The sequence below is a fragment of the Azospirillum terrae genome, assembly GCF_053470425.1.
The window spans coordinates 107,548-131,691 of the sequence record NZ_JBPXMR010000015.1 but is presented as its reverse complement, the minus strand read 5'-3'; the positions used below and the strand labels follow the sequence as shown (position 1 = coordinate 131,691).

The window sequence follows — 24,144 nt, the reverse complement described above, 5'->3', positions numbered from 1 at the left end:
TCCAGGACGGGGCATCGTCAGCGTACACCACGGTGCCGGGCAGCACCTTGCCGATGATGAAATCGACGGCGCCTTCCTCGGTGCGGAAGGCCCAGGTGCGGCACTGGCCGTTGCGGGCGCGGATCACCACCGTGACCCGCCGTTTGCCGTTCTGATTCCTGGCGAGACGGCGATCACGGCGGTTCTCGCGCCAGTTCGCCGGCTTGATGTAGCCGCCGCTGTAGCGGCCGTCGACCTCGACCTCCCAGCCGGGCCCACCCAAGCAACCCGCCTGACCCTCGCTGCCCATGGCGACGCGCAGCTTGTGGCACAGCACAAAGGCCGTTTTGTAGGCGATGTCGAGCACCCGCGACATTTCCAGCGCGGCCTTGCCGGAGACGCCGCACAGGAATGTATGGAGCACGGCCAGCAGCATTCGGTGGGGCAGCTTGTGCTTGGCGAATGGCGTGCCCCTGGTTGCCGTAAAATCCCTCAAGCAGCGCTTGCAGCGGAAGCGAAACCGCTCCGCACCGCAGATCCAGCAGGCGGTGCAGCCGCACCAAGGGCACACCGGCTGCCCGCCGGTGTCCGGCCAGCGGATGCAACAGAACTCGCGGTGCGCTTGGGCCTCGGTCAGGGTCAAAATACTGGCGATGCCGAGCCCGCGGCTGCGGGCCGACAGCAGGTAATGCTGCGCCATGGCAAACTCTCCCCATGGGGCGCCGCATGGGGGCGGCGCCCTGTAGGTCGATCCGTGTGGGATGGTTGGTTTGAAGCGGACGCCGCTCAGCGGTCGTCCGATGGCATCAAAAGGCTCTGGGCTTCTTGTGACGCAGAAAGGCGGAAATGCGGCGCAGGGTGATCTCAGTGATATCCGCCGCAACCTCAATATCCGCTACGTAGCTCGTTTTCCGATTCCAGTCACTGACATCGGCGCGGACAGTCGCAGTAACGCGGACATGAGCATAACGTTCGGGCATGGCATCCCTCGTAATTGTTGGAGATGACCTCTTGTGCTCCGAAAGCCTTGCTGCCATACTCACGCCGTTGGTGGTGCTTGAGTATAGCGCCGGGCTCTTAGAGCCGAGAATTGCGGATGGGATCGGTATCGTTGTGCCGGTGGCGCGGTACTTCGATGCCGTTCCTTTTTATTCATGATAACGGGACTTGCATAGTTGCCCTCCTTGCCGTGGCCGCAGACGTGTTTCAGAATATCCGCGGCGGTATAGTGAGGATGGCAAGAGTATACCGCGATTGTTCTGATGGCTCACTCCCTCAAACGAAAGGATGAGTGGCTGAGCAGACTGCCAAGCTGATGCTGCGTTTAGCAAAATCGATATTGCCGACCTTGAACGCTGCTCTACGCCGGCCGTTTTCGGAAAATCCAGCGGCGGAAATATCTCAAAAATATCCCGGCGTCGCGACGACTTTGAGTGCTGGAGGCGCGGGCACTTGCGAGATCTTGCGGTACTTGGCCCGATATTATAAGTAACAATCCCTCCATGGTTATTGCTTGGCGGGACAAGGTTCTTAGTACGCCGCTCCAGGTTGTGGCCTCTCGGCATTTGCGGCTATCGACCTATCCAAGATCAGCGGCGGTGGATGAGAATAGCTACCCCAGATCCCTTCTGCCACCTCCTCCGGGCGCGCCGGAATTGAGGCACCAGAGGAGGAGATGCCCACGTGGCTATAGTGCCGACCAAGCCTCCTCCAACTTGGTAGACGCCTCGGCCTAGCTGTTGGCGGAGTTTGGCGACCTTGAAACGGGCGCGCACCGACTCGAGCGCCTCCCGATCCGCTTCGGACAGACGCCTCGTTTGTCGTGACATTGATGGCTAACTCAACCTACATTCACAGGGAGCGACTCCCGGTCAACATGGAGGGTAGATGTCAGCGATATTTGTCCATCTTTCCGACATCCATTTCGGCCAGGAACGCGACGATATCGTCCACATCCATGACGACGTGAAGCAGCAGCTCATCGCGGATGCCACAGAGGTCATCGGCGGTCTTCCGGGCGGCGTGGCTCAGGGGATACTGGTCACCGGGGATATTGCCTACTCGGGCAAGCGGGCGCAGTACGAGGATGCGGGCCGCTGGCTGGACACGCTGGCGGAAAACATCGGCTGCCCGATCCACAGGGTGCAGATGGTGCCCGGCAACCACGACGTGGACAGGGACAAGCTTTCGATCGGTGGCTCACAACTGCTCGACTACATTCGTGCGGGCGGCGCGGCGGAGTACGAGCGGGTGGTGGACAATCCGGCGGACCGGGCGTCGCTGCTCGCCCGCTTCGAGGATTATGGGCGCTTCTGTTTCGGATACGATTGCCCCCTCCACGGCGAGGTGCGCTTCGCCACGAACCTCCGGATCGAGTTGGCACCCAGTCGCTGGATCCGCTTCATCCGCAAGAACTCGGCCCTGCTCTGCCACGGGAAGGAGAGGGGGGACGCGCCGGAGCTCATGATCGGAGCGAGGCAGTTCACCATTCCGCGCAAAGCCGGGGAGGAGAACGTCGTCCTCGTCCACCATCCCCTCAACTGGTATAAGGACGCGGACGAGGTCCGGCAGTACGTCCGTAGCCGTGCCCGCGTGTTCATCTCCGGCCATGAGCACAATCCCAAGGTCACGATCGACACGGTCGACGAAGGGTGCGACGTCATGATGCTGGCCGCCGGTGCCGCCGTGCCATTCAAGTCGAACGAAATTTACACCTACACGTACAACATCATCGAGTTCGACTGGGACGAGGAGGCTGACGCCCTCGCGGTCACGATGCATCCTCGGACCTGGAACCCGGCGGGAACATGTTTTGAGGCTGACAGCAAGCGCCTTGGCGGAAGCGAGCCTCGCTTCACGCTGGGCTCGCCAAACTTTAGGAAGTGCAAGCGGCCGGACGGCGATGGTTTGGCCACGGATGGACACGGCCCGGTGGCGGATGGAGGACCGGCCCCCAAGCCGGTTGTGGAGCTTGTCGCCGCGGAGCTTGCCGAGGGGGAGACGCCGCCCATGCCGCCGCCCGTCGAAGGCTACGAGCTCGCGCTACTGCGCTTCTTCCGCGATCTGCTCGAGAACGAGCGTCTTCGGATACTCGTGGAGTTAGACGCGATCCCGGCGGATTCCGACGAACGGATGACCCAGGGGGTCGAGCGCAAGCTGTTCGACTGGCTCGCACGCGAGGGCAGGCTTCCAGAGGTGAACCGAATGATCGACTGGCTGATCGCCGAACGAGAAGAGGGGCAGGACTGATGAGTAGGCTTCCGGTTCACATGAGGATCAGCGGTCTCTCGGTGAGCAACGAGGATGTGGATTCGCGGCAGAAGGCGGTAACGCAGCTCGCAGCCGACTGGGGCAAGATCAAGGGGTCCACCGATATCATCGCCAAAGCGGCAGAGATCGCCACTGCGCTGGGCGGGGATGGCACGCCGCCTGAGACCCTGTCGGACGAAGTCGAGCGTGCGGTGCAGAAGCACGCCTCCGCGTTCCTAAGTTCTGAGCGCCCCCTGGAGGTCGGGGTCTGCGCGGGCATGGCAGCGCTCTCCGTGATGGCGAGCAAGCCGGGAACCAGCGGCTGGACGATAGTCGATCTCTATTCGAACGCACTGTGGTCGGCGCTCGAGTTCCAGCCGGCGCTCCAGGAGGTGAAGAGGGAGGCGCTCCGCCGCGAGGTGCTCGACCGTGCAAGGGAGCGCAGCCTCGAGAGCGCTAACAAGGCGCGCGAGCGGGAGCCGGTACCGGAGGTGCAGGACCTTGGCGTCACCGTCGATACTGAGGGAAAGACCACGACGAACTTCAAGAAAATCGTCGCCGGGATCATCGACCCGCTGCAACGCAATGCGGCGCTTGACCGCGAGGAGCTCGACTATCTCTGGTGGGCCCAACTGGATCGGAGCCGCGTGCTCGGTCGACCGCTGTCCGACATTCCCGAGGCGGCGCGCTTGGTGACGATGGGCATCGAGGGAGCGGGCCTTCTCCGTCGCCTGCCGGCCGATGTGCATCGCGAAATCGTCCTGCGCACCGTGGATGCGGACCCCGAGCTCGAGCTCGGGGAGCTTGTCGAGGCGATTGGGGAAGACCGCGCTGCACTTGCTGCGCGGATTCCCGATAGGGTGACTTCTGCCCCGGTGGCATATCCGCTGCTGAACGCCCTAGTCACGGGCGCGAGCGCCGGTGAAGGGGTGACGGTGAGGAGGAAAGCCTCGACGTGGGGCTGCCGCGCGCTTCTGGAGGCCACAATGGCTCGGCTCGTCTCCGAAGGACTCGGACGCCTATGAGCCGCGCCTGCACCTTCGAAGGATGCGCCGTGGGCGAGACCGGGGTGTGCGCGCTCGAGCACGATCTCGCCACCTGCAAGCATTACGCTGCCGCTAAGAACCCGGCAGTCGGCAACGCTGAGGCTGTCGCGACCGAATCCGCTCCCGCCGAGCCGGCCGACGATTTCGGCGCTCCGGTTCTCGAGAAGCCGACCGGAGCGGCTTCGTTCCCTTCGAGCAGAACGCTGGGCCCCGAGTTTGTGTCCGGCATGATGGGCTCGCGCTACGTCACGGTCGTGGGGATCCTGGGGGATCCCGAATCCGGTAAGACTGCGTGCTTGGTGAGCCTCTACCTCATGGTCGCCAACGCGCAGCTCGAAGGGTGGTCCTTCGCCGACAGCCGGAGTCTGATGGGGTTCGAGGAGATCGCTCGGGGTGCCCGCGAGTGGAACGAGGGTCAGCCGCCGGACCAGATGACGGTGCATACTGAGATGGCGGACGATCGCCGCCCCGGTTTCCTGCACCTGCGCCTAGTGAGGCGGGCTGATGGACGCTGCGTCGACCTCGCACTTCCAGACCTGCCCGGCGAGTGGACCACTGCGCTGGTCAGCACCGCGCACGCCGATCGCTTCGACTTCATGAAGTCGGCCGAGGCGATCTGGGTGGTCGTCGACGGGCGAACGCTGGCGGATAAGGAGCGGCGGCAGGGCGTCATCAGCCGGCTGGGGCAACTTGCCGGCAGGCTCAGGACGATCTTCGACGGCACGATTCCCCGTATGATGATCGTCGTCACGCATCGTGACCACGGCGAGTTGGACGGCTCGATCACGAACCGGATTGCCGCGGAGTTGATGAAGCGCGAAGTCGTCGCCAGGATTCACCATGTCGCGTCCTTCTCGGAACACGGCGATGTGAGGGCCGGCTTCGGCCTCGCGGAGCTGGTGGAAGCGACCGTAGCCCCGCAGCAAAGTGGGAGCGAGTTCTGGCCGAGCAGCGAACCGGATGAGTGCTCGCGATCCTACCTCAGCTTCAGGAGGGACCGATGACCCGTTCTGTGGTGCTGCTAGGCGGCCCGGATTCAGGCAAGACCAACTACGTCGGCCGGCTCTGGCCGGCGCTCGACGAGGGCAAGGGGCGGCTCAAAGCCGCGCAGCAACCGAAGGACATCACGTTCGTCCTCGAGGTCGCAGACCACCTCTTTTCCGGCAACTTCGCGCCCCGGTCGCAGCACACCGACGAGCGCCGCGATTTTGAAGTCGTCGTCGCCGACCGGTTGAGAGACGAGGAGGCCGCAATCGTGGTCCCCGACATCCGGGGCGAGCTCTGGCGCAACGCCGTGCTGGACTGCGAGATCGCGCCGGACTGGATGGAGGAACTGCGTCGGGCCGACGGTGCCCTACTGTTCGTTCGAGTCGGGTCGGATCAGGATGTGCGCCCTCTCGATTGGGTTACCTCGCAGAGGTTGTTGGCCAAGCTCGGGGGGGCCGAGGAGCCGGGCCTTGCCACCCAGGTGATGCTGTGCGAGCTCATCCGCTTTCTCGAGGTCACGCTTACCGAGCGCACGGACGGCAGCCGTCCACGTCTCTCCGTGGTGGTGAGCGCATGGGATCTCGTCGATGCGCAGAAGTTCGCTCAGGGACCCAAGGCTCATCTGGAGCGGGAGTACCCCCTGCTGGCAGGCCGGCTGGTGGATATCGACCGGCTTGACGTGCGCGTGTTCGGGCTAAGCGTCGTGGGCGGGGACCTCAAGGCAGATGCCGCCTGTCGCGACGAACTCCTGGACACCGGCCTCGACGGTCATGGCTGGGTGGCCCTGGAGGACGACTCAGGCACCTGGACGAAGGACGGCGACCTCACTCTGCCGGTGGCATGGGTGGTCGGCTTCTGAACATGATCATCGTCGATCGCCAGGTTCACGGATACCGAAGGGGGCACCAGCTCCTGGCCGCTTCCGCGCAGCTTCCAAAGCCAGACCAGTCGATGATCGACAGGCTCTCCGATGTCGCCGGCCCACTGCGACCGCGGGAGCGTTTCGAGCCGTACTTGACGGCCTACCCGCTGCCGAGCAGCGAGCGGTACGTGCTAGCGAGGACGTGGCAAGACACCACTGTATCGCGAGCCGGTTGCGTCCGGACGCTGAGCTTGGTTATCGGTGCGAAGGACTGGTCACTGGCCGAGAGCCTGTCGCCGTTACTCGAACTACTCGAGGTCGACGCGCTTCCCAATCAGGACGACGCGACGCAACGGTCCGTTTCCACCTCATCCGCCAAGCATCTGCCACCCGAGCCCGACTTCAAGGCGGGCGAACTACTGGAGGCGCTGTTCTTGGAGGAGGCTCAGCCCGTGGTCGTGTTCGACGCTCCGACCCCGGAACTGATCGCGCTCCGGCTCCTGACCGCCCTGTGGCCATCGATGCGGCAAAGGTTCGCCCTGTCGACCTTCGCGCTCTCGCCGCGCAAGGTCGGGGGGCGCGACTTCGACCTCGTGTTCGCGCCGAAGGACGCGAAGGCAAAGTTCTCGGATTGGAACGGTCGGCGGATCGACGGGCGATCCAGCCAGGACGCTCGCCACCGCTGGACGGATGCCATCGTCAGCCGCGTGTTTGAGCAGACGCGCCCGCAGTTGCTGACCGTGTCGGAGATCCGCCTCGTGGGGGGCGGCGACGTCGATAACGCGGCCGCGCTTCGCATCGCGCTCCTTTGGGACGAACTCTTCGGGAAGTTGGATCGGACGCCGACGGCCGCGCTGGGACTCCTCGACATCGTGAACTCCGGCAAGGTACGGGACGTGCAGGCGATCGGTTCGCTGGAGCCTGCCCTTGCGCGTGCCATTCTTCGCGCCTCGACGGACCTCCCCGAGGCTGACGCGTGGGCCTTCCTCGGCGCCATCGCCACCAAGATGCGGGCGCGCCCCATGCTGGCTGGAAGGAACGCTGTTGCTGCGGCAGCAGAGACGCTGGCTGCGCGAGCCCCCGAAGGAGCCGTCGCGCTGCTGTCCGGGCCGGAGCTGACCGATGTTTTGGCGGATCTCCTGCCGAGGATCGCCCATGGGCTCGGCGAGGCGGTCGAGGGAAGAGGCTTGCGCGCGCTGCTCTCGGCGCCTCCGACACTTCTATTGCGCCTCGTGGCCGCCGATGGACGGCTGACCGAGCGTGCGGTCGCCAATGGCGTGCTCGTTGAGCGGATCGGTGAGGCGCTCGAAGTTGAGGAACCCGCGCTGGTGGACGCCGTCGGCATTAGGCTTCTGCCCCATCTCGTCGAGGACCGGCATCTGCCCGCTGCGGGTCCGCTCGTGGCGAGGTTGGACGAACAGGGGCTCGCGGCGGAAATATCCCACCTCGGCATCGCCAATGATTTCCAGGCTTCGCGGCTCGCCGAGCTGGTCGTCGAGCGCGCCCGCGCCGTCAATGCAATGGAGGAAGTGAGGGCGTCGATTGTCGCGTTGACGTCGTCGCAGCGCCGGGATGCGCTGCTAGACAGCACCCTCGATCCGGCGGTAGCGGACGTGACGTGGCTGCTGGGCGCGCCTGGATTGTCGTCCGAGATGGTGATTGGTCTGCTGACCTCGCTGCTGCGCAGAGCCGACGACCACCAGCTGTCAGCGATCCTGAGTCAACCGGGCCTCGATGCCGAAGTATTGGCGAGAATGCAGGACGGCACGCCCGATTTCCTCGAACGTGCCGTCTTCGCGTGCGAGCTTCCTATCGACGTGTTCGTCCGGATAGCAGGCTTGGTTCTGGCGGGGGCCGATGCGGCGACCGGGGTCCGCGTTGCGGAGAAGGCGCTCGGGCGCTGCCTTCCGACGCACTTTAATGGCGACGAGACAAGCTTCCTCACAAAGGTCCTGGGCATCGTCGGTGAGCAGTTGGACGGGGCTTGGGTTGTGCGCGCCGGATTGGGTTGGGATGTGCCGGCGTCGGTGGTTAGCCGCAACATAGTTGTACTCCACAAGGCTCCCCAGCCGGCGCGCCTTCGCATCGTCTGGTCGATTGCGGAACTCGCGCAGACGATCTGCAACCGGCGCACCATCGATTTCGACACAGCCGCGGCGGAAGCGTGCGCATACCTCATGCTCGAGGCTGAGAAAGCCGCACCTAGGGCGCTGCTGGACGCCGCTGGCCGTATCCTCCCAATGCTCATGCGGCATCGCTGGGCTCCAGTCTCACTGATGATCGCTGCCGCTTTCCCGATGGTCTACCGGGAACTGGCGAAGGAGGGCGACATCCCCGACCTCCTGAAGTTCATCCCCTTTCTCGACTGGGACCGCTGCAAGACCGCGCGCCAAGAGCTGGTGTCCGCCTTCATGTCCTCATCCTGGTCGCCCGCCGATCTCGCTCTGACCGCCTGCCGATGCGGGGACGTCGGCAAAATCCTCCGTCGCGTGGCCAAATCCTACGGAGGCGAGGATTACATCGAGCGGATTGCGAAGGAGATTGACCACCTGCCGGACGAGTGCCGGTCATCGGTGGAGCAGACCATCTCGAACATCAGGTCGGGTTGGTCGGCGAGGTACGGCTGGCGCGATTGAGCCGTCGTGAACGGCGGGCGTTTTCTGACGCTTGATCGTCTTGCGCAAGCCTTTCAGCCTGATCGCTTTGGATTAGCGTAAGTCCCCCTGTCCGCCCCTCAGCCCGCCTCAGGACGGACAGGGGGACTTACGCCAAGCCCAGCTGAAGCCCGACGGGTCAAGGGGCTGGTGACCTGGTATCTTATTGAACCAGTTCTCGACAGCTTGTGCTTGAGGCTGAGTGAAGTGAAGCCACTTATGGAGCTTCTCCCTGAGGTCCAAAAGGGTCTTCTGCCGCTCCGGCCTAACGGAGCGGAGAGTCCGCTTGATACAGCAATCATAGGCGTAAAGGGCCTGCAGATTACCGAAACCGTATTTAGTGCCATCCTGACTCGCGGCCACATTCAGAATATGATCGATCATTGGCCCGGCCAGTTCCCCGGTTTGGCGAAAATGAGCTAGGTATTCTACGAAGGGCTTATAACCGGCGCTAGGCACATGGATCAGTCGTTCCTGACGCAGAAGCAAGTACGTAACTGCCCGGCAATAGCGTTGCTCCTCTAGATCGACCTGGGTGCTTCCCCCGCTGTTGCCGCCACCACCTCTGCCAGTGCCGGGCTTTCTTTCTCCCGGCGCGGCCTTGGTGAAATCTGGGATGAGGCGCAACTGGCGTTGCCCTTCTTCATCCAGTGCATTCTTCGCGCACGTAGGACCGAACGGCAATTCACGACCTTCTTCATCGCGAAGGATAATTGCCACGTTGGACGTCAATGGATGGCTACACGGCGGTTCCCTGCGGCACTTTTCATCAAAGACAAAATCCCGGCGAACTGGAGTGTAGCGCATTCATCGCCCCCCTTATATGTTAGCTTCTCTTCGTCATTCGTAATAAGGTTAGACTGACGAATCCTCCAATTATTGGCATAATCCGGCAGTGATGGCAAGCTTGGCGGGACGGTAGCCAGACTCGGCTTGTCCATGGCGCGAGTCGGCTTGGGGCAAGTCAGGTGGTGCTTCGGTATTCCTCCAGCCGACATCCGGAAGTGCTTGGCTTAACTGACGTTACGGCGCCTTCGACGCTTGAATTTTACCCTCGCCTAACTTTTGAAGGGATCTGAGCGCTCCGTCCAGCCACTCCCCCGGCTCAAGGCCCATTGCCCGGCAATATCGAACGAAGTCGATGATATCGAGCCGGCGCTCCCGCCGCTCGAGCTTGGAGACCTGCGACTGGTCGGTCCCCATGGCGCGCGCGAGGTCCCACTGCGTGAGTCCGCGGCGGCGCCGTTCGGCGACGAGTAACGCCAGCAGCGCCTGATAGTCCTCCCCGAACTTGTCCCGATTGCCCACGCGCGCTCCCCAAGGCGGTGGACAGCGGATAGGGCATGTTGGAATAATAGGGCGAATTGACCTATTCGCGGTTGCCGGCTGACTGGCATCCCGGAGCCACGGGCGCAGTGCCCTGGCAAACCTCGCGGAGCACCGGCATGGCGCATCAGGACGCTCGGATGGACAAGAAGGCGGCCGAACGACTTTTGGGCGGCGACCCTGGGAAAGGGGCCATCAAGACGGCCCTCACTGTTGCCGTGGGCGGCCCGATCGTAATCGCGCTGTGGTTCGGCCTGGGATTTGCGCTCGACTGGGCTGCCCTCGCGGTCATCGGTTTCATCGTGGGATTCTTCTGGATCATCGGCACGATCGCTTCACTGGTGGCGGTTCTCCTCGCCCTGGCGGCCCGCCGACACTTCAAGCCCGCCCTTGCCGCGGTGCTGGCTGGCGAACTCAACGTGAGTTGGTTCTTTTATGGCCATGGCTACGGGCTGGTCGTCGTTGACGAGCTTGGACGGAAGCTCTTCGTCAACGGCAGCATCCGCGATTTCGCCGATGTGAAGGAGATCGAGTGGACGACGTCGGGCAAGCCGGCCCATCTCCGAGTCGTGCTGCGCTCCGGCGCCAACCCAGTCCTCACCGTTCCACTCAGTTCGAGCGACGACGCGTCGCTCGTTGGCCACCGCCTCCACAACGCATTGGGCTTTGCGGCTGGACAACCCGCCCGGCCGCCTGCGGTCGCCCATGACGCCGTCTCCGCTGTCCAACTTTCTTAGGAGCGCGACGCACCAACGGCCTGAATGCCGACAGAATCTCCCCGGACGCCGAAGGTCAATTCGACGCCGGCCTCGGCTAGCGCCCGCCGCATCGCATCGAGATTCCGCCTGATCGGCGTCGTGCGGCCCGCCTCGAAGTCACGCACCGTGCTGACGCCGACGCCGGCCCGTTGAGCCAACTCGGCCTGGGAGATGTCGAGCCAGCCGCGGGCGGCCCGGCACTGGGCGGGGGAGAGAGCCATGTCCATGACCTGATCTCACCATGCGCGACGCGCATAGGCAAGGGCAACGCATACCGTTGCTCTGAGGCAGGGCGAAGCGCATCGTCAAGGCAACGAAAAGCGTTGCCATAGGCGGTGATCATGCCCAGACGATCCAAAGGCCAGCACTTCCTCCTCTCCGCCGCGGCCCGGAGCATCAGCCTCGCCGTCGTGATGCGCATGAGCGAGGCGGAGGCCTGGACCGTGTTCCAGCGCCTGCGCTGGCCCAGCACCGAGGGCAAGCCGGTCTGCCCGCACTGCGGCACCCTGGTCTGCTACGACATTTCCCGTGGCGGCCGGCCGCTCTACCGGTGCAAGGAATGCAAGAAGGACTTCACCCCGACTTCGGGCACCCTGTTCGCCTACCACAAGCTGGCGATCCGCGAGTATCTGGCGGCCATCGTCGTGTTCGTGAACGCGGTCAAGGGCATCAGCGCCTTGCAGCTCGGCCGCGACCTCGATGTCTCCTACAAGACGGCGTTCGTGCTGGCGCACAAGATGCGCGAGGCCATGGCGTCCGAGATGAAGGGCGTCGTCGTCGGCGGCGACGGCGGTGTGGTCGAGGTCGATGGTTGCTATGTCGGCGGCCACGTGCGCCCTGAGAACCACAAGGAAGACCGCAAGGACCGCCGCTTGGCCGAGAACCAGACCGGCAAGCGCCGGGTGGTGGTGGCGATCCGCGAGCGCGACGGCCGCACCCTCACGTCCGTGTTCCCGTCCGAGGACGCCTCGATCTCCTTCATCAAAGCCCGCATCGCCAAGGGAGCAACCGTTCACGCCGACGAGGCCGCGTGCTGGGACGAGCTGCACGCCAAGTTCGCGATGAAGCGCATCAACCACTCGCAGTCCTACAGCGAGGACGGCGCCTGCACCAATCAGGCAGAGTCGTACTTCTCCCGCCTGCGCCGCGCCGAGTGGGGCCAGCACCACCACATCAGCGGCACCTACCTGCCCCGCTATGCCGGCGAGATGGCGTGGCGCGAGGATCACCGCCGCCGGCCGAACGGCGAACAGTTCGCCCTCGTGGCCACCCGCGCCGCCGGCATGGGGGCCTCGGTGGACTTCACCGGGTACTGGCAGCGCCACCGTGACCAGCGGGTCGGAGGCTGATCCCATGGAATACGACGACACCTCCTCCGGCGGCCTGCTCGACATCCGAAACGGCGCGCGGGTGGCCGGTTTCCTCGTGCTGATCGACGGGAGCGGGCGGCGCTACGCCCTGCGCCTGAACGCGATCCTCGGGCTTCAGGACGTCGACGAGTGCGGGGACCAGACGCTCGTCACGATCACCGGCGGGCGCAGCTTCGTCGTGCCGAAGAGTCTCGATGAAGTGTTGGGCTGGCTGTCGTCCGTGGCGCCGCGGTAGGCCGAGGGCTTGCCGCCTCACGCGGCAAGCCGCCAGTGCTTTTCCTTGTTCACCCCGACATCGTGCGCCACGTCGCGGCATTTCCGCAGGACGTTCTGCACGCTCTGGCGGATGCGGCCTTGCGCGCGCCGGTCATTGGGATCGAGCCCCTGCTTTTCCAGCACACGGGCGCCGATCTGCATGGCGGTCAGGGGACCGTCCGCCTCCCGAAGGATCTCCAGCACGGCCCGCTTGGTGTCGCCCCGTTTGAACCACTGGGTGGCGAACCGGCGCGGCGGGATCTGATCAGGCTCCAGAGTGCCCAGCATGCGGAGGACGGCGTCGACGTGCGTCAGATCGGCTCGGAGTTGGGCCTGACGCTCTTCGTTGTGGGCCAGTTCCCCCGACAGCTTGGACCGTAGACGGATGAGCGTAGTGACGGCGACGGGCTCGCCCATGGTATCCTCGGCAACGGTTGAAGACGCCGACGATGCTACCGGCCTGGGCGACGCTTAGCTATCGAAGGGGTAGTGTTGTATGCGCCAGAAGGCCGTTTTCGTGTTGCGTAGCGTTGCATAGCGTTGCACGGCGTTTGATCCACGCCGCCGCAACGTCATTCGCACACAAGGAAACTGCTACACGTTCGTGGACGCGCCATTCGGCGCAAGCCACTGACCAGACGGCAGAATCACCCGCTTTCGCCCGTTGTGCAGCAGACAGGCGATGCTACACGGTGGCCAACGGCAAACCGCTCAGATGTCGAAGTTCGCCGGCAGGCCGCCGACCGACTGGCGGTGGCGCAGCGCGTCGGCCAGCGTGCGGTTGTCGAGCACCGCTGCGGTGGCGTCGCGCACCTGGATCATCAGCCAGCGTGTCGAACAGGCCGCTGGGTCACCGCAATCGGTGCACGGCTTGAACGCGAACTTGCTGGCGCAGGGGATCGGCGCGATGTGCCCGTCGATCAGGCGGATCACCTCACCGAAGGTGATCTCCGAAGGCCCGCGCGCCAGACGGTAGCCGCCGCTCTTGCCACGCTTGGCGAACAGCAGGCCGTGCTTGCGCAGTTCCACGAGGATGGCCTCAAGGAACTTGCGCGGGATGTTCTCGCGCTCGGCGATGTCGGCGATGAGCACCAGATCGTCGTTCGGCTGCTCGGCCAGCATGATGAGCGCGCGCAGCGCGTATTTGGCTTTTTGGGACAGCATTTCGGCGCCAACATGCGGTGGTGCCGCGGACGGGTCAAGGAGATACGCCTGCGCCCCGCCCGCCGCGCCGCTCAGTTGCGTCCGTAGGAATCCTCGACGCGCACGATGTCGTCCTCGCCCAGGTACGTGCCGGACTGCACCTCGATGATGCTCAGCGGCACCTTGCCGGGGTTCTGAAGCCGGTGCAGCGTCCCGATGGGGATGTAGATCGATTCGTTCTCGTAGACGTAGACCTGCTCCGTGCCGCGCGTCACCAGCGCGGTGCCCTGCACCACCACCCAGTGCTCGGCCCGGTGATGGTGCTTCTGCAGGCTGAGCTGCGCGCCGGGGGCGATGGTCAGGCACTTGACCTGGAACCGCTCGCCGGCGTGCACGCCCTGGTACGAGCCCCAGGGGCGATGCACCTTGCGGTGCACCGTCGGTTCCGGGCGGCCGGCGCGCTTCAGGCGCTCGACCACCAGCTTGACGTCCTGCACCTTGTCCTTGCCGGCCACCAGCACCGCGTCCTCGGTGACCACCACCACGGCGTTCTCGATGCCGACCAGCGCGGTCAGGTGCCCCTCGGAGCGGACGTAGCAGTTGTTCGCCGCCTCCAGGGCCACGTCGCCGATGGCGACGTTGCCGGCGCCGTCCTTGGCGCCGATCTCCCACAGGGCCGACCACGCGCCCACGTCGGTCCAGCCCAGGTCGCACGGCACCACCACGGCGGAGTCGGTCTTCTCCATCACCGCATAGTCGATGGAGATCGACGGGGCCTGTGCGAACGCCTCCGGGTCCAGGCGGTAGAAGTCGAGGTCGGCGCTCCCGGCCTCGATGGCGGCACGCGCCGCGGCCAGCACGGCGGGCGCGTACCGCTCCAGCTCGTCCAGAAGCTTGGCGGCGGGGAACAGGAACATGCCGCTGTTCCAGGCATAGTCGCCCGACGCGACGTAGCGTTCCGCCACGGCGCGCTCCGGCTTCTCGACGAACTCGGCGACCTTGAACGCGCCGGCCACACCGGCGACCTCCGGCCCGCGGCGGATGTAGCCATAGCCGGTTTCCGGCGCGGTGGGCGTGATGCCGAAGGTGACCAGATTGCCCGCTGACGCCGCGGCGGCGGCCGTCTCCACGCTGCCGGCGAACGCCTTCAGGTCGCCGATCAGGTGGTCGGCGGGCAGCACCAGGATCAGCGCCTCGGGGTTGTCCTCGACGACGCGCAGAGCCGCGACGGCGCAGGCCGCGGCGGTGTTGCGGGCAGTCGGCTCCAGGATGATGGACGCCGGCTTGAGGGCGAGGTGCCGCATCTGCTCGGCGATGACGAAGCGGTGCTCCTGGTTGCAGACGATCAGCGGCGGTGCGAAATGCGCCTCATCGGCGACCCGCAGCGCCGTCTCCTGCAACATCGACTTGTCCGACACCAGGGCCAGCAGCTGCTTGGGAAACATCTCGCGCGACATCGGCCACAAGCGCGACCCCGCGCCACCGGACAGCAGCACCGGGACAATTCTGGGGGACGCGTGGACGTTGGGCATGACGATGCTGGCTCCTGACCTTCAAGGGCGTCCCGTGCGCAACAGAGCGCATGGCGCCGCGACACTACAGACCGAATCGACGCGGAATCAAGCCGAAGGGTCCGGGCGACACAAGGGAAATCAAGGTCCCGTTCGTTTTCCTCAATGCCCCCATGGAGGTAACCGCCTGGTGGAATCGACACGCCCCGCGCGGACGGGGACGTCCGTGCGGGGGGCGCGATCAACCGGAAATGCCGATCAGGCCAGCCCTTCGGCGGCCAGCGCCGCGCCCACGGCCGGGCGTTCGGCGACGCGGGCCATGTAGGCGCTCAGGTTCGGCCAGCGCGACAGGTCGATGCCCATGGGCTTGGCCCAGCTGACGACGGTGAACGCATAGGCGTCCGCCACCGTGAAGGCGTCGCCCGCCAGGAAGGCGTTGCCGGCCAGCCGCGCATCGAGCACGGCGAACTTGGCGGCGAGATTGTCCTTGGCGATGGCCTTGAAGGCGTCCGGCGTGGTCGGGCGGAACAGCGGGCTGAAGGTCTTGTGCACTTCGGTGCCGATGAAGTTCAGCCACTCCAGCACGCGGTAGCGCTCCAGCGAGCCGTGCGCCGGCAGCAGGTTCTTGGCCGGAGCCTGATCGGCGACGTACTGGAGGATGACCGGGCCTTCGGTCAGGATGCCGCCCTCGGGCAGGCCGAGTGTCGGCACCTGCCCCTTGGGGTTGACGGCCAGGAAGTCGCCGCCGTCCTCGGTCTTCTTGGCGGCAAGGTCCACCTTGACGAGGTCGAACGGCAGCCCGGACTCACGCAGCACGATGTGCGACGCAAGCGAGCAGGCACCGGGCTTCATGTACAGCTTCATGGATCGTTCCCTTGGGAATTTCTGCGGTTGGCGCACCGAAGCTACCCCGCATCGCCGGGCCTGTTAAGCCCGGCCCTCCGCAACGGAGTGTTGCGCGGGGACGCTCAAAGACGCGGCGCGCAGCCGCCAACTGCCGAATCGCCGCCCACGCCACGTTGCCAGGGCGGCGCCGACAGCCAGGACGGCGGCGGCTCGGCGCAGACCGGCCCCGCCTGCGGGGTCTGCTGCGGGGCGAGCGACCACAGCGGCCCCGACGCCGGGAGCTGCGCCCGCCCAGTCTCGTGGAAGATGCCGTGGCTGATGGGATAGGGTTCGCCGACCGGCCCGTTGGCGTCGCGGACCGGCGACAGCACGGCGACGGCCGCCGCCGGCAAGGCCCCGGCGGTGTACATCCCCGGCGCGCAGCCGGCCAGGGCGAGAATGAAGGGAATCACAGCGGTGCGCATGGCAGTCTCCCATCGCAGCTGGGAACTGCCCGTATTGTATCACTCCCGCCGGGCGCCGTCGCGTGCCGCGGCCTCCGGGCTGGTGATGGCCTGCATGGTGGCCTTGAGCACCGCCGGGTCGTAGGGCTTGTGCAGCAGCCGGCAGCCGGTCGCCGTGGCCTCCTTGATGCGCTCGGGCGCGGTGTCGCCGGTGACGATGATCGCCGGGATGTGCCGGTGCGCCTCGTTGCAGATGCGCGCCACCGTCTGGACGCCGTTGAACTCGCCGGGCAGGCGGAAGTCGCTGATGATCAGGCGCGGCATGACGGTGGCCTCGGCCATGACAGCGAAGGCTTCCTCGGCGGTGGACGCCAGGGTAACGCTGTAGCCCCACACCTCCAGCAGCTGTTGCAGCGCCGTCGCCTGGATGTAGTCGTCCTCGATCAGCAGGATGTGCTGTGCGTCCATGGGCTTCGGCCCCTCCCTGCGGGTCGGCAGGTGCACGACGTTCTGAACCTGCACCGGAACCACGCGCGGCAGCGTCACGGTGAAGGTCGATCCCCTGTCGGGCTGCGAGCGAAGCGACAGCTCGCACCCCAGCAGGCGCGCGGTGCGCCGCACGATGGCAAGCCCGAGGCCGAGGCCGTGGCGTCGGTCACGCTCCGGGTTGCCGACTTGAACGAAGTCCTCGAACACGGCGTCCTGCATCTCCGGCGCAATGCCGATGCCGGTGTCCCACACCTCGATGGCCAGCGCCGGCCCGCGGCGCCGGCAGGCGACGAGGACCCGCCCACCGTTGGGCGTGTAGCGCAGCGCGTTGGACAGCAGGTTGCGCAGCATGCGGGCGAGCAGCGTCGGGTCGCTGTTCACCATGTCGCTCACCCCGGCCACGCGCAGGTCGATGCCGCGAGCCGCCGCCTCCTGCTCGAACTCCCGCATCACCGCGGCCACGGCGTCCAGCGCCCGGAAGGCGGTGCGGTTGACCGGCACGATGCCGGCGTCCAGCGTCGACACGTCGAGCAGCGCGTGCAGCAGCGCCTCGCCGGCCGACATCGCCTCGCCCAGGCTGCCCACCATCTTCTGGCAGACCGGATCCGTGGTCTTCTCGGCCAGCATATGCTGATAGAGCCGCATGGCCTGGAACGGCTGGCGCAGATCGTGGCTGGCTGCCGCCAGGAAGCGCGACTTGGAGGCCAGCGCGTTCTCCAGGCCGTCCTTGGCCCGGCGGATCTCCTCCTCGGCCAGCTTGCTCGCGGTGATGTCCGTCAGCGAGCCGGCCATGCGCAACGGCCGCCCGCCGTCGTCGCGCACCACCATGCCGCGCGCCAGCACCCAGCGCCAGCCGCCGCCGGCGTGGCGCAACCGGTGCTGGATGGCGAGGTTCTGCGACATGCCGGCGATGTGCAGCGCGATGGCCGCGTGCAAATCCTCGCGGTCGTCGGGGTGGACGCGGCCGAACCACTCCTCGGGATCGGTGGCAAGGTCCTGGGCAAGATTGGGGCCGTCCCCGACGATCTCCTTCCAGCGCGCCGACAGGTAGATGCCGCCGCCGATCAGGTCCCAGTCCCACAGCCCGTCGTTGGCGCCGCGCGCGGCCAGGGCATAGCGTTCCTCGCTGGCGCGCAACGCGTCCTCGGCCTTCGCCTTCTCCTGGCGCACCTGCCAGTCCTTGAATTCGCGCTCCAGGGCGGTGACCAGACGGGCCATGTTGGACTTCAGAACGAAGTCCCCGGCCCCGGCCTTCAGCAGCGACACCGCCGCCTCCTCGCCGACCATGCCGGAGACGACGATGAACGGACAGCCGCAGCCCCGCTCCTTGTACAGCGCGAGCGCGCTGGCGGCGCCGAAGCCGGGGATGTTGACGTCGGAGATGATGACGTCCCAGTGCGTGTCGCGCAGGGCGCGCAGCATGTCCTCGGCCGTGTCCACCCGTTCCCAGATGACCTCGTAGCCCTGCTTGCGGATGTGGCGGGCGATCAGCAACGCGTCGTCGTGGCTGTCGTCCACGATCAGTATGTTGAGGATCGGCGGCATCGGTGCTCCTCAGCCCAAGCCCGGAGGCGCTTCGTTGAGGATCAGCCAGTAAAGGCCGAGTTGACGGACCGCGGTGATGAACTCGGGGAAATCCACCGGCTTGCGGATGTAGCTGTTGGCGCCGAGCTGGTACCCGTTGATCAGGTCCTGCTCTTCCCGCGAGGACGTCAGTATGATCACCGGCACCAGCCGGGTCCGCGGGTCGTTGCGGATGCGCCGCAGCACTTCGATGCCGTCGATCTTCGGCAATTTGAGGTCGAGTAGAACAATGGACGGCACGATCGGTTCCGGCCCGCGGCCGTCCTCGGTGCCGAACAGGTAGGCCAGCGCCTCCGGCCCGTCGCGCGCCACCACCACCTCGTTCTGGATGTGGTTCTTCTTCAACGCCCGCAGCGTCAGCAGCTCGTCGTCGGGATTGTCTTCGACCAGAAGGATCGGCTTCATCGTCATGGTTCCCCGCCCCTACTGTAAGGTGAAGTAGAAGGTCGCACCCTGGTCGACAACGCTCTCGGCCCACACCCGGCCGCCATGCTTGTGGATGATCCGCTGCACCGTCGCCAGACCGACCCCGGTGCCGGGGAAGTCCTTCATGCCGTGCAGGCGCTGGAACGCGCCGAACAGCTTGTCGGCGTACGCCATGTCGAAGCCGGCGCCGTCGTCGCGCACGAAGAAGGCCGGCTGCCCCTCGGCATCCTCGGTGGTGCCGAACGCGATGCGCGCGCTGTCCTTGCGGCTGGTGTACTTCCAGGCGTTGCCCAGCAGGTTCACCAGCACCGTGCGCACCAGATGCGGATCGGCCTCCGCCGTAAGGCCCGGCGCGATGACCACCTCGACGTTGCGCTCGGGATGGGCGGCGACAAGGTCGTCGATGACTGCGCTCGCCAGCGCCGACAAATTGACCGGAGCCCGCCGCACCTCGCCGCGCGACAGGCGCGAAAGGTCGAGCAGATCGTCGATGAGCTGCGCCATGCGCCCGCTGGCGTCGCCGATTCGCTTCAGATAGTCCTGCCCCTCGGCGTCGAGGGTGTCGGCGTAATCCTCGAACAGCACCTGACTGAAGCCGGAGATGGAGCGCAGCGGCGCCCGCAGATCGTGCGAGACCGAGTAGGAAAAGGCCTCAAGTTCGCGGTTGGCGTTCTCCAGCTGGGTGGCGCGGCGGCGCAGGTCGGTGTTGAGGGTGTTGATCTCCTCCTCCGCCTCGCGGGTCTTGGTCACGTCGCGCAGGATGGCGGTGAAGACCGTGCGCCCGCCGACGACGATGCGGGAGATGGAGGCCTCGGCCGGGAACTCGCTGCCGTCCTTGCGCCGCCCGCGGATGATGCTGCGCTCGCCCATCTGCCGGGCCTGGACGGGGGCATGCTCGAAGCGCTCCACCTGCCGGCTGTGCCCCGCCCGTGCGTAGTTGGGCAGCAGGACTTCGAGCGGCTGGCCCAGCACTTCGGCGGCCGTGTAGTGGAAGATGCGCTCGGCGCCCTGGTTGAACAGGATGATGCGCTGCCCCTGGTCCACCGAGACCACCGCGTCGGCGGCAATGGCCAGGATGCCTTCGAACAGCTCGCGCGAGGCCAGAAGCTCGTCGAGCGAGATCCCGTCGCCACCGCCGTTTCCCGGCGCTGCTCCTGTTGGAGCGCCCTCGGGAGCGCCTTTGTCCAGCATGTCCCCTCCCTTTACGGGGGCTGCGAATGAAAATGAATCTAACTGAAATGGTCGGGTATTGGTACCAAAATGCGTCGGGTGCCGTTCCCGTCGGGGTACCTGCGGAGCGACAACCCTATAGTTTCGATGGCTTATCATCACATCCTGTCCTATGTTCGCGCCGCTGTCCGGCGGTCGGGCGGGCTGGATGAAAGTACTGGTGGCCAAGTGACGGAGTCGTTGCGAGCAGGACATCAGCGTGTTCGCCTGATTGTGGTGGAAGACGACCCCGTTACACGATCCATGATTGCGCGATATTTTTCCCAGGAGGGCTTTCTGGTCGAGGAAGCCGGCAGCAGAGCCGAATGCCAGTCATTGCTTGAGCTGAAGCAGGCCGATCTCCTCTTCGTCGACATCCACCTTCCCGATGGCAGCGGCTTGGAGCTTGCTCAGAAAATCCGCGCCGAGAGCCCGGTCGGCATCATCTTCGTCACGCAGCGGGACAACGAGGCCGACCGCGTCATCGGGCTCGAACTGGCCGGCGACGATTACGTCACCAAGCCGGTCAACCTCCGCGAACTGCTTGCGCGGGCACGGGCCCTGCTGCGCCGCCGGGCGCTGGAGCGTGGGCACTTGCGGCGGACTTCGGTCCTTTCCTTCGGCCCTTGGCTGCTCGACCTGACACGCCGGGAACTCGCGGTCCGCGACGGCGAGTTGATCCGCCTGACCAGAGCGGAATTCGACGTGCTGGCAGCGCTCGTCGAAGCCGGTGGCCGACCGCTCACCCGCGACTACCTGATCGAGGTGGTGAGCAACCGCGATGCCCTGGGCGACATCCGCACGGTAGACTCCATGGTGGCGCGCCTGCGCCGCAAGCTGGCGGCGCCGGACAGCACCGCGGACGTCATCGTCACCGTGCCGGGCGTCGGCTACAAATTGGGCATTGCCATCAGTTCCACGGACTGATCCGTTTCGGACCGCCCCCGTGCGGGTGCCGTAAATTCCGCACCGCCCGAGCCTTCGCCAAGATGTCGCTGGCGCATGCCCCGCCGGTGTGGCATGAGCGCAGCCCCACCACAGGCACGCCATGCCACGGACGCGCACGAAGATCCTCAGACCGCACCTCGACGCGACGCGGCCGGCGGCCGGAGACGGCCTGCGCTGCCGGTGCTGTGCCCGGCCGGACGGCTTGGTGGTGCGCTGCCTGCCCGATGGCCGCTGGTACGATGCCGCCGATCAGACCTGGCGCGACGGTCGCGGCCGCCGGGCGGCGTGGCCCGACGTCGTCGAATACACGACCACGCAGGACATCGCCGTCCGCGTGCGCCCGGTGCGCGCCTCCGGCGTCCCGAACAGCCGGCCACGCCTGCTCTGCCGCCGCTGCCAGATGATCGAAGAGGGGATTCGCGGGCGCCTGCGTGCGCGCATGCGCCGTGCCCTCGGCGACCTGTTCCTGGGCGCCTACGACGAACCCGCGACCTTCGAGCGCTTTCTGTCGCTCCGGCGTCGCCAGGGGAAGTGACCGCTCCGCACAAGGCAGCCCAGCCATCAGCCGCCTTGTGAGCGGAGCGCCAACTCATATATCAAAGTCCGGCCGTAATGCCCCGGCGGAAAAGGACGAGCGATGACCGTCGAGCCGTTCACCCTCATCCTCTCCCTGCTCCAGCAGATGTGCGTCTATCTGGTGGTCGCCTATCTGCTCAGCCGGACGCCGCTGTTCATCCCGCTCATGCACGTGACGGTGCGCTGGCCGCACAAGCTGGCCTGCTACCTGATCTTCTCCATGTTCTGCATCCTGGGCACCTACTTCGGTTTGCAGATCGACGATTCCATCGCCAACACCCGCGCCATCGGCGCGGTGCTCGGCGGCATCCTCGGCGGGCCGTCCGTGGGCGTGGCGGTGGGGCTGACCGGCGGGCTGCACCGCTATTCCCTCGGCGGCATCTCGGCGCTGGCCTGCGCCATTTCCACCGTGGTCGAGGGGCTGATCGGCGGGCTGGTGCACCGCCACATGGTCCGCCAGGGCAAGATCGAACCGCTGTTCGATCCCATCCGCGTCGGCGCGGTGACGCTGTTCGCCGAGGTGATGCAGATGCTCATCATCCTGGCGGTGGCCCGGCCGTTCGAGGCGGCCTTGCATCTGGTGCAGGTGGTGGCGGCGCCGATGATCATCGCCAACACGCTGGGAGCGGGGCTGTTCATGCGCATCCTGCTCGACCGCCGGGCGCTGATCGAGAAGCAGTCCAGCGCCTTCTCCGCCAAGGCGCTGAAGATCGCCGCGCGCGCCGACGGCGTGCTGCGCCGCGGCTTCAACCAGGAAAACAGCATGCGGGTCGCCCGCATCATCTACGAGGAAACCGGCGTCGGCGCGGTGGCGATCACCGACCGCGAGAAGCTGCTGGCCTTCATCGGCATCGGCGACGACCATCACCTGCCGGGGCGGCCGATCACCTCGCCGCAGACGCATCAGGCGATCGCCAACAACCAAGTCCTCTACGCCGATGGCAACGAGGTGGCCTACCAGTGCTCGATCAGTCCGCAGTGCCGGCTGGGCGCCTCGCTGGTGATCCCGCTGGTCGGCGAGGACGAGCGGGTGATCGGCACCATCAAGCTGTACGAGCCCAAGACCAAACTGTTCTCCACCATCAACCGTACACTGGGCGAGGGCATCGCGCGGCTGCTGTCCAGCCAGATCCTCGCCGGCCGCTACGAGCAGCAGAAGCAGTTACTCTCCCAATCGGAGATCAAGCTGCTGCACGCCCAGGTCAACCCGCATTTCCTGTTCAACACGCTGAACACCCTGTCGGCGGTGATCCGCAACGACCCGGAGCGGGCGCGCCAGCTGGTGCAGAACCTCTCCACCTTCTTCCGCAAGAACCTCAAGCGGCCCAGCGAGGAAGCGTCGCTGAACGACGAGGTCGAGCACGTCAACGCCTATCTCCAGATCGAGCTGGCGCGCTTCACCGGCCGCCTGACGGTGGAGATGGACGTGCCCGACGAACTGCGCCACGCCCGCCTGCCCGCCTTCTCGCTCCAGCCGGTGGTGGAGAACGCCATCAAGCACGGCACCTCGCAACTGCTGGGCAGCGGCCATGTGCGCATCTCGGCGCGGCGTGACGGTGGCGACCTGCTGCTGTCGGTGGAGGACAACGCCGGCCTGTACGAGGAAAAGCCCGGCGGCGACGGCCTCGGCATGACCCTCGTCGACCGCCGCATCCGCAACCGCTACGGCGAGGCCTACGGCGTCACGGTCGCCTGCGAGCCGGACGTATCCACCCGCGTCACGCTGCGCGTGCCTCTGGAGACCGTTCCCGCATGATGACCATCCTTATCGTCGATGACGAGCCGCTGGCGCGCGAGGAGTTGCGGCGCCTGCTGGAGGGTGCCGCGGACATCCGCATCATGGGCGAGTGCGCCAACGCCATCGAGGCCATCGGCGCCATCAACCGGCAGGCGCCCGACGTGGTGTTCCTCGACATCCAGATGCCGCGGGTCAGCGGCCTGGAGATGCTGAGCATGCTCGACCCCGAGCGCATGCCGCGCATCGTCTTCCTCACCGCGCACGACGAGTACGCCGTGCAGGCGTTCGAGGAGCACGCCTTCGACTATCTGCTGAAGCCGGCGGACCCGGTGCGGCTGGAAAAGACGCTGCAACGCCTGCGCCGCGAGCACGCGCCCCAGGACATGAGCGTGCTGAAGGGCGCCGCCGAGCTGCGGCAGATCCCGTGCTCGGGCCACAATCGCGTCACGCTGATGAAGCTGGAGGAGGTGGAGTACGTCGTCTCCCGCGCGGCCGGCGTCTACGTGGTGGGCGAGGACGGGCAGGAGCGCTTCACCGAACTGACGCTGCACACCTTGCAGGAAAAGAGCCCGCTGTTCCGCTGCCATCGCCAGCACCTCGTCAATCCGGAGCGCATCAAGGAGATCCGCTTTCAGGACGGTGGCTTGGCGGAAATCCAGACGCTGGGCGGCCACACCGTGCCGGTCAGCCGGCGCTTCCTGGGCGCGCTGAAGGAGCGTTTGGGCTTCGGGTGATAACCCTCTCC

The 24,144-nt window shown here is 66.0% G+C and carries 25 protein-coding genes; 12 read left to right on the top strand and 13 right to left on the bottom strand.

Annotated elements, in window-relative coordinates:
- Window positions 1-679, bottom strand: a 679-nt coding sequence (locus ACSVDD_RS26010; protein ID WP_448192335.1) for a transposase, incomplete at its 3' end; no start/stop codon positions are given.
- Window positions 680-785: 106 nt separating this feature from the next.
- Complete coding sequence (locus ACSVDD_RS26005) at window positions 786-959, bottom strand: hypothetical protein (protein WP_448192334.1); 174 nt, start codon at window positions 957-959, stop codon at window positions 786-788.
- A 907-nt stretch (window positions 960-1,866) separates the two neighbouring features.
- Between ACSVDD_RS26005 and ACSVDD_RS26000 the strand changes: the two genes are divergently transcribed.
- The 5 genes from ACSVDD_RS26000 to ACSVDD_RS25980 are packed head-to-tail and all read left to right on the top strand — an operon-like array spanning window position 1,867 to window position 8,759.
- Window positions 1,867-3,228: a metallophosphoesterase gene (locus ACSVDD_RS26000; protein WP_448192333.1), complete on the top strand. Its 1,362-nt coding sequence runs from the start codon at window positions 1,867-1,869 to the stop codon at window positions 3,226-3,228.
- A complete protein-coding gene (locus ACSVDD_RS25995) occupies window positions 3,228-4,253 on the top strand; it encodes a GTPase-associated system all-helical protein GASH (RefSeq protein WP_448192332.1) in 1,026 nt (341 codons plus the stop codon). The genes ACSVDD_RS26000 and ACSVDD_RS25995 overlap by 1 nt, the downstream gene beginning before the upstream one ends.
- The gene (locus ACSVDD_RS25990) at window positions 4,250-5,278 is read left to right on the top strand and encodes a TRAFAC clade GTPase domain-containing protein (protein WP_448192331.1); all 1,029 of its coding nucleotides are present in this window, start codon (window positions 4,250-4,252) and stop codon (window positions 5,276-5,278) included. The genes ACSVDD_RS25995 and ACSVDD_RS25990 overlap by 4 nt, the downstream gene beginning before the upstream one ends.
- The gene (locus tag ACSVDD_RS25985; RefSeq protein ID WP_448192330.1) at window positions 5,275-6,120 is read left to right on the top strand and encodes a TRAFAC clade GTPase domain-containing protein; all 846 of its coding nucleotides are present in this window, start codon (window positions 5,275-5,277) and stop codon (window positions 6,118-6,120) included. The genes ACSVDD_RS25990 and ACSVDD_RS25985 overlap by 4 nt, the downstream gene beginning before the upstream one ends.
- Window positions 6,121-6,122: 2 nt before the next feature.
- Window positions 6,123-8,759, top strand: a complete 2,637-nt coding sequence (locus tag ACSVDD_RS25980) for a GAP1-N1 domain-containing protein (RefSeq protein ID WP_448192329.1) — start codon at window positions 6,123-6,125, stop codon at window positions 8,757-8,759.
- A gap of 108 nt (window positions 8,760-8,867) precedes the next feature.
- Here ACSVDD_RS25980 and ACSVDD_RS25975 read toward each other — a convergent pair whose 3' ends face one another.
- Together ACSVDD_RS25975 and ACSVDD_RS25970 are read right to left on the bottom strand one after the other, a co-directional pair.
- A complete protein-coding gene (locus ACSVDD_RS25975) occupies window positions 8,868-9,584 on the bottom strand; it encodes a hypothetical protein (RefSeq protein ID WP_448192328.1) in 717 nt (238 codons plus the stop codon).
- Between the two features lie 216 nt (window positions 9,585-9,800).
- Window positions 9,801-10,085, bottom strand: coding sequence for a helix-turn-helix domain-containing protein (locus ACSVDD_RS25970; RefSeq protein ID WP_448192327.1), 285 nt, complete (start codon window positions 10,083-10,085; stop codon window positions 9,801-9,803).
- A gap of 137 nt (window positions 10,086-10,222) precedes the next feature.
- On the opposite strand from ACSVDD_RS25970, the gene ACSVDD_RS25965 reads away from it, so the two are divergent.
- Complete coding sequence (locus tag ACSVDD_RS25965) at window positions 10,223-10,840, top strand: hypothetical protein (RefSeq protein ID WP_448192326.1); 618 nt, start codon at window positions 10,223-10,225, stop codon at window positions 10,838-10,840.
- On the opposite strand, the gene ACSVDD_RS25960 is transcribed toward ACSVDD_RS25965, so the two are convergent.
- Complete coding sequence (locus ACSVDD_RS25960) at window positions 10,837-11,088, bottom strand: helix-turn-helix domain-containing protein (RefSeq protein WP_448192325.1); 252 nt, start codon at window positions 11,086-11,088, stop codon at window positions 10,837-10,839. The two genes, ACSVDD_RS25965 and ACSVDD_RS25960, sit on opposite strands and share 4 nt — an antisense overlap.
- A gap of 114 nt (window positions 11,089-11,202) precedes the next feature.
- Here ACSVDD_RS25960 and ACSVDD_RS25955 point away from each other — a divergent pair, with 114 nt between their 5' ends.
- Together ACSVDD_RS25955 and ACSVDD_RS25950 are read left to right on the top strand one after the other, a co-directional pair.
- Window positions 11,203-12,210, top strand: coding sequence for an IS1595 family transposase (locus tag ACSVDD_RS25955; protein WP_448192324.1), 1,008 nt, complete (start codon window positions 11,203-11,205; stop codon window positions 12,208-12,210).
- A 4-nt stretch (window positions 12,211-12,214) separates the two neighbouring features.
- Window positions 12,215-12,466, top strand: a complete 252-nt coding sequence (locus tag ACSVDD_RS25950; protein WP_448192323.1) for a hypothetical protein — start codon at window positions 12,215-12,217, stop codon at window positions 12,464-12,466.
- Window positions 12,467-12,483: 17 nt separating this feature from the next.
- Here the strand turns inward: ACSVDD_RS25950 and ACSVDD_RS25945 are convergent, their stop codons facing one another.
- The 8 genes from ACSVDD_RS25945 to ACSVDD_RS25910 form a co-directional block, all read right to left on the bottom strand.
- A complete protein-coding gene (locus ACSVDD_RS25945) occupies window positions 12,484-12,903 on the bottom strand; it encodes a hypothetical protein (RefSeq protein ID WP_448192322.1) in 420 nt (139 codons plus the stop codon).
- Between the two features lie 294 nt (window positions 12,904-13,197).
- Complete coding sequence (locus tag ACSVDD_RS25940) at window positions 13,198-13,650, bottom strand: RrF2 family transcriptional regulator (RefSeq protein WP_448192321.1); 453 nt, start codon at window positions 13,648-13,650, stop codon at window positions 13,198-13,200.
- 71 nt (window positions 13,651-13,721) lie between these two features.
- The gene (locus ACSVDD_RS25935) at window positions 13,722-15,161 is read right to left on the bottom strand and encodes a mannose-1-phosphate guanylyltransferase/mannose-6-phosphate isomerase (RefSeq protein WP_448192320.1); all 1,440 of its coding nucleotides are present in this window, start codon (window positions 15,159-15,161) and stop codon (window positions 13,722-13,724) included.
- 237 nt (window positions 15,162-15,398) lie between these two features.
- A complete protein-coding gene (gene gstA, locus ACSVDD_RS25930) occupies window positions 15,399-16,004 on the bottom strand; it encodes a glutathione transferase GstA (protein ID WP_448192319.1) in 606 nt (201 codons plus the stop codon).
- Between the two features lie 104 nt (window positions 16,005-16,108).
- A complete protein-coding gene (locus tag ACSVDD_RS25925; protein WP_448192318.1) occupies window positions 16,109-16,450 on the bottom strand; it encodes a hypothetical protein in 342 nt (113 codons plus the stop codon).
- A 39-nt stretch (window positions 16,451-16,489) separates the two neighbouring features.
- Window positions 16,490-18,463 (bottom strand): ATP-binding response regulator, encoded by a 1,974-nt coding sequence (locus ACSVDD_RS25920; protein WP_448192317.1) that lies wholly within the window; start codon window positions 18,461-18,463, stop codon window positions 16,490-16,492.
- Window positions 18,464-18,472: 9 nt separating this feature from the next.
- Window positions 18,473-18,907, bottom strand: a complete 435-nt coding sequence (locus tag ACSVDD_RS25915) for a response regulator (protein WP_448192316.1) — start codon at window positions 18,905-18,907, stop codon at window positions 18,473-18,475.
- Window positions 18,908-18,925: 18 nt separating this feature from the next.
- Window positions 18,926-20,119, bottom strand: coding sequence for a sensor histidine kinase (locus tag ACSVDD_RS25910; protein ID WP_448192315.1), 1,194 nt, complete (start codon window positions 20,117-20,119; stop codon window positions 18,926-18,928).
- Between the two features lie 126 nt (window positions 20,120-20,245).
- Here ACSVDD_RS25910 and ACSVDD_RS25905 point away from each other — a divergent pair, with 126 nt between their 5' ends.
- From ACSVDD_RS25905 to btsR, 4 genes are all read left to right on the top strand, one after another.
- Complete coding sequence (locus ACSVDD_RS25905; protein ID WP_448192314.1) at window positions 20,246-21,064, top strand: response regulator; 819 nt, start codon at window positions 20,246-20,248, stop codon at window positions 21,062-21,064.
- Between the two features lie 121 nt (window positions 21,065-21,185).
- On the top strand, window positions 21,186-21,620 hold the full coding sequence (locus tag ACSVDD_RS25900; RefSeq protein WP_448192313.1) for a hypothetical protein: 435 nt from the start codon (window positions 21,186-21,188) through the stop codon (window positions 21,618-21,620).
- 102 nt (window positions 21,621-21,722) lie between these two features.
- Window positions 21,723-23,417 (top strand): LytS/YhcK type 5TM receptor domain-containing protein, encoded by a 1,695-nt coding sequence (locus ACSVDD_RS25895; protein ID WP_448192312.1) that lies wholly within the window; start codon window positions 21,723-21,725, stop codon window positions 23,415-23,417.
- Window positions 23,414-24,133: a two-component system response regulator BtsR gene (gene btsR, locus ACSVDD_RS25890; protein ID WP_448192311.1), complete on the top strand. Its 720-nt coding sequence runs from the start codon at window positions 23,414-23,416 to the stop codon at window positions 24,131-24,133. The genes ACSVDD_RS25895 and btsR overlap by 4 nt, the downstream gene beginning before the upstream one ends.
- Window positions 24,134-24,144: the final 11 nt, after the last annotated feature.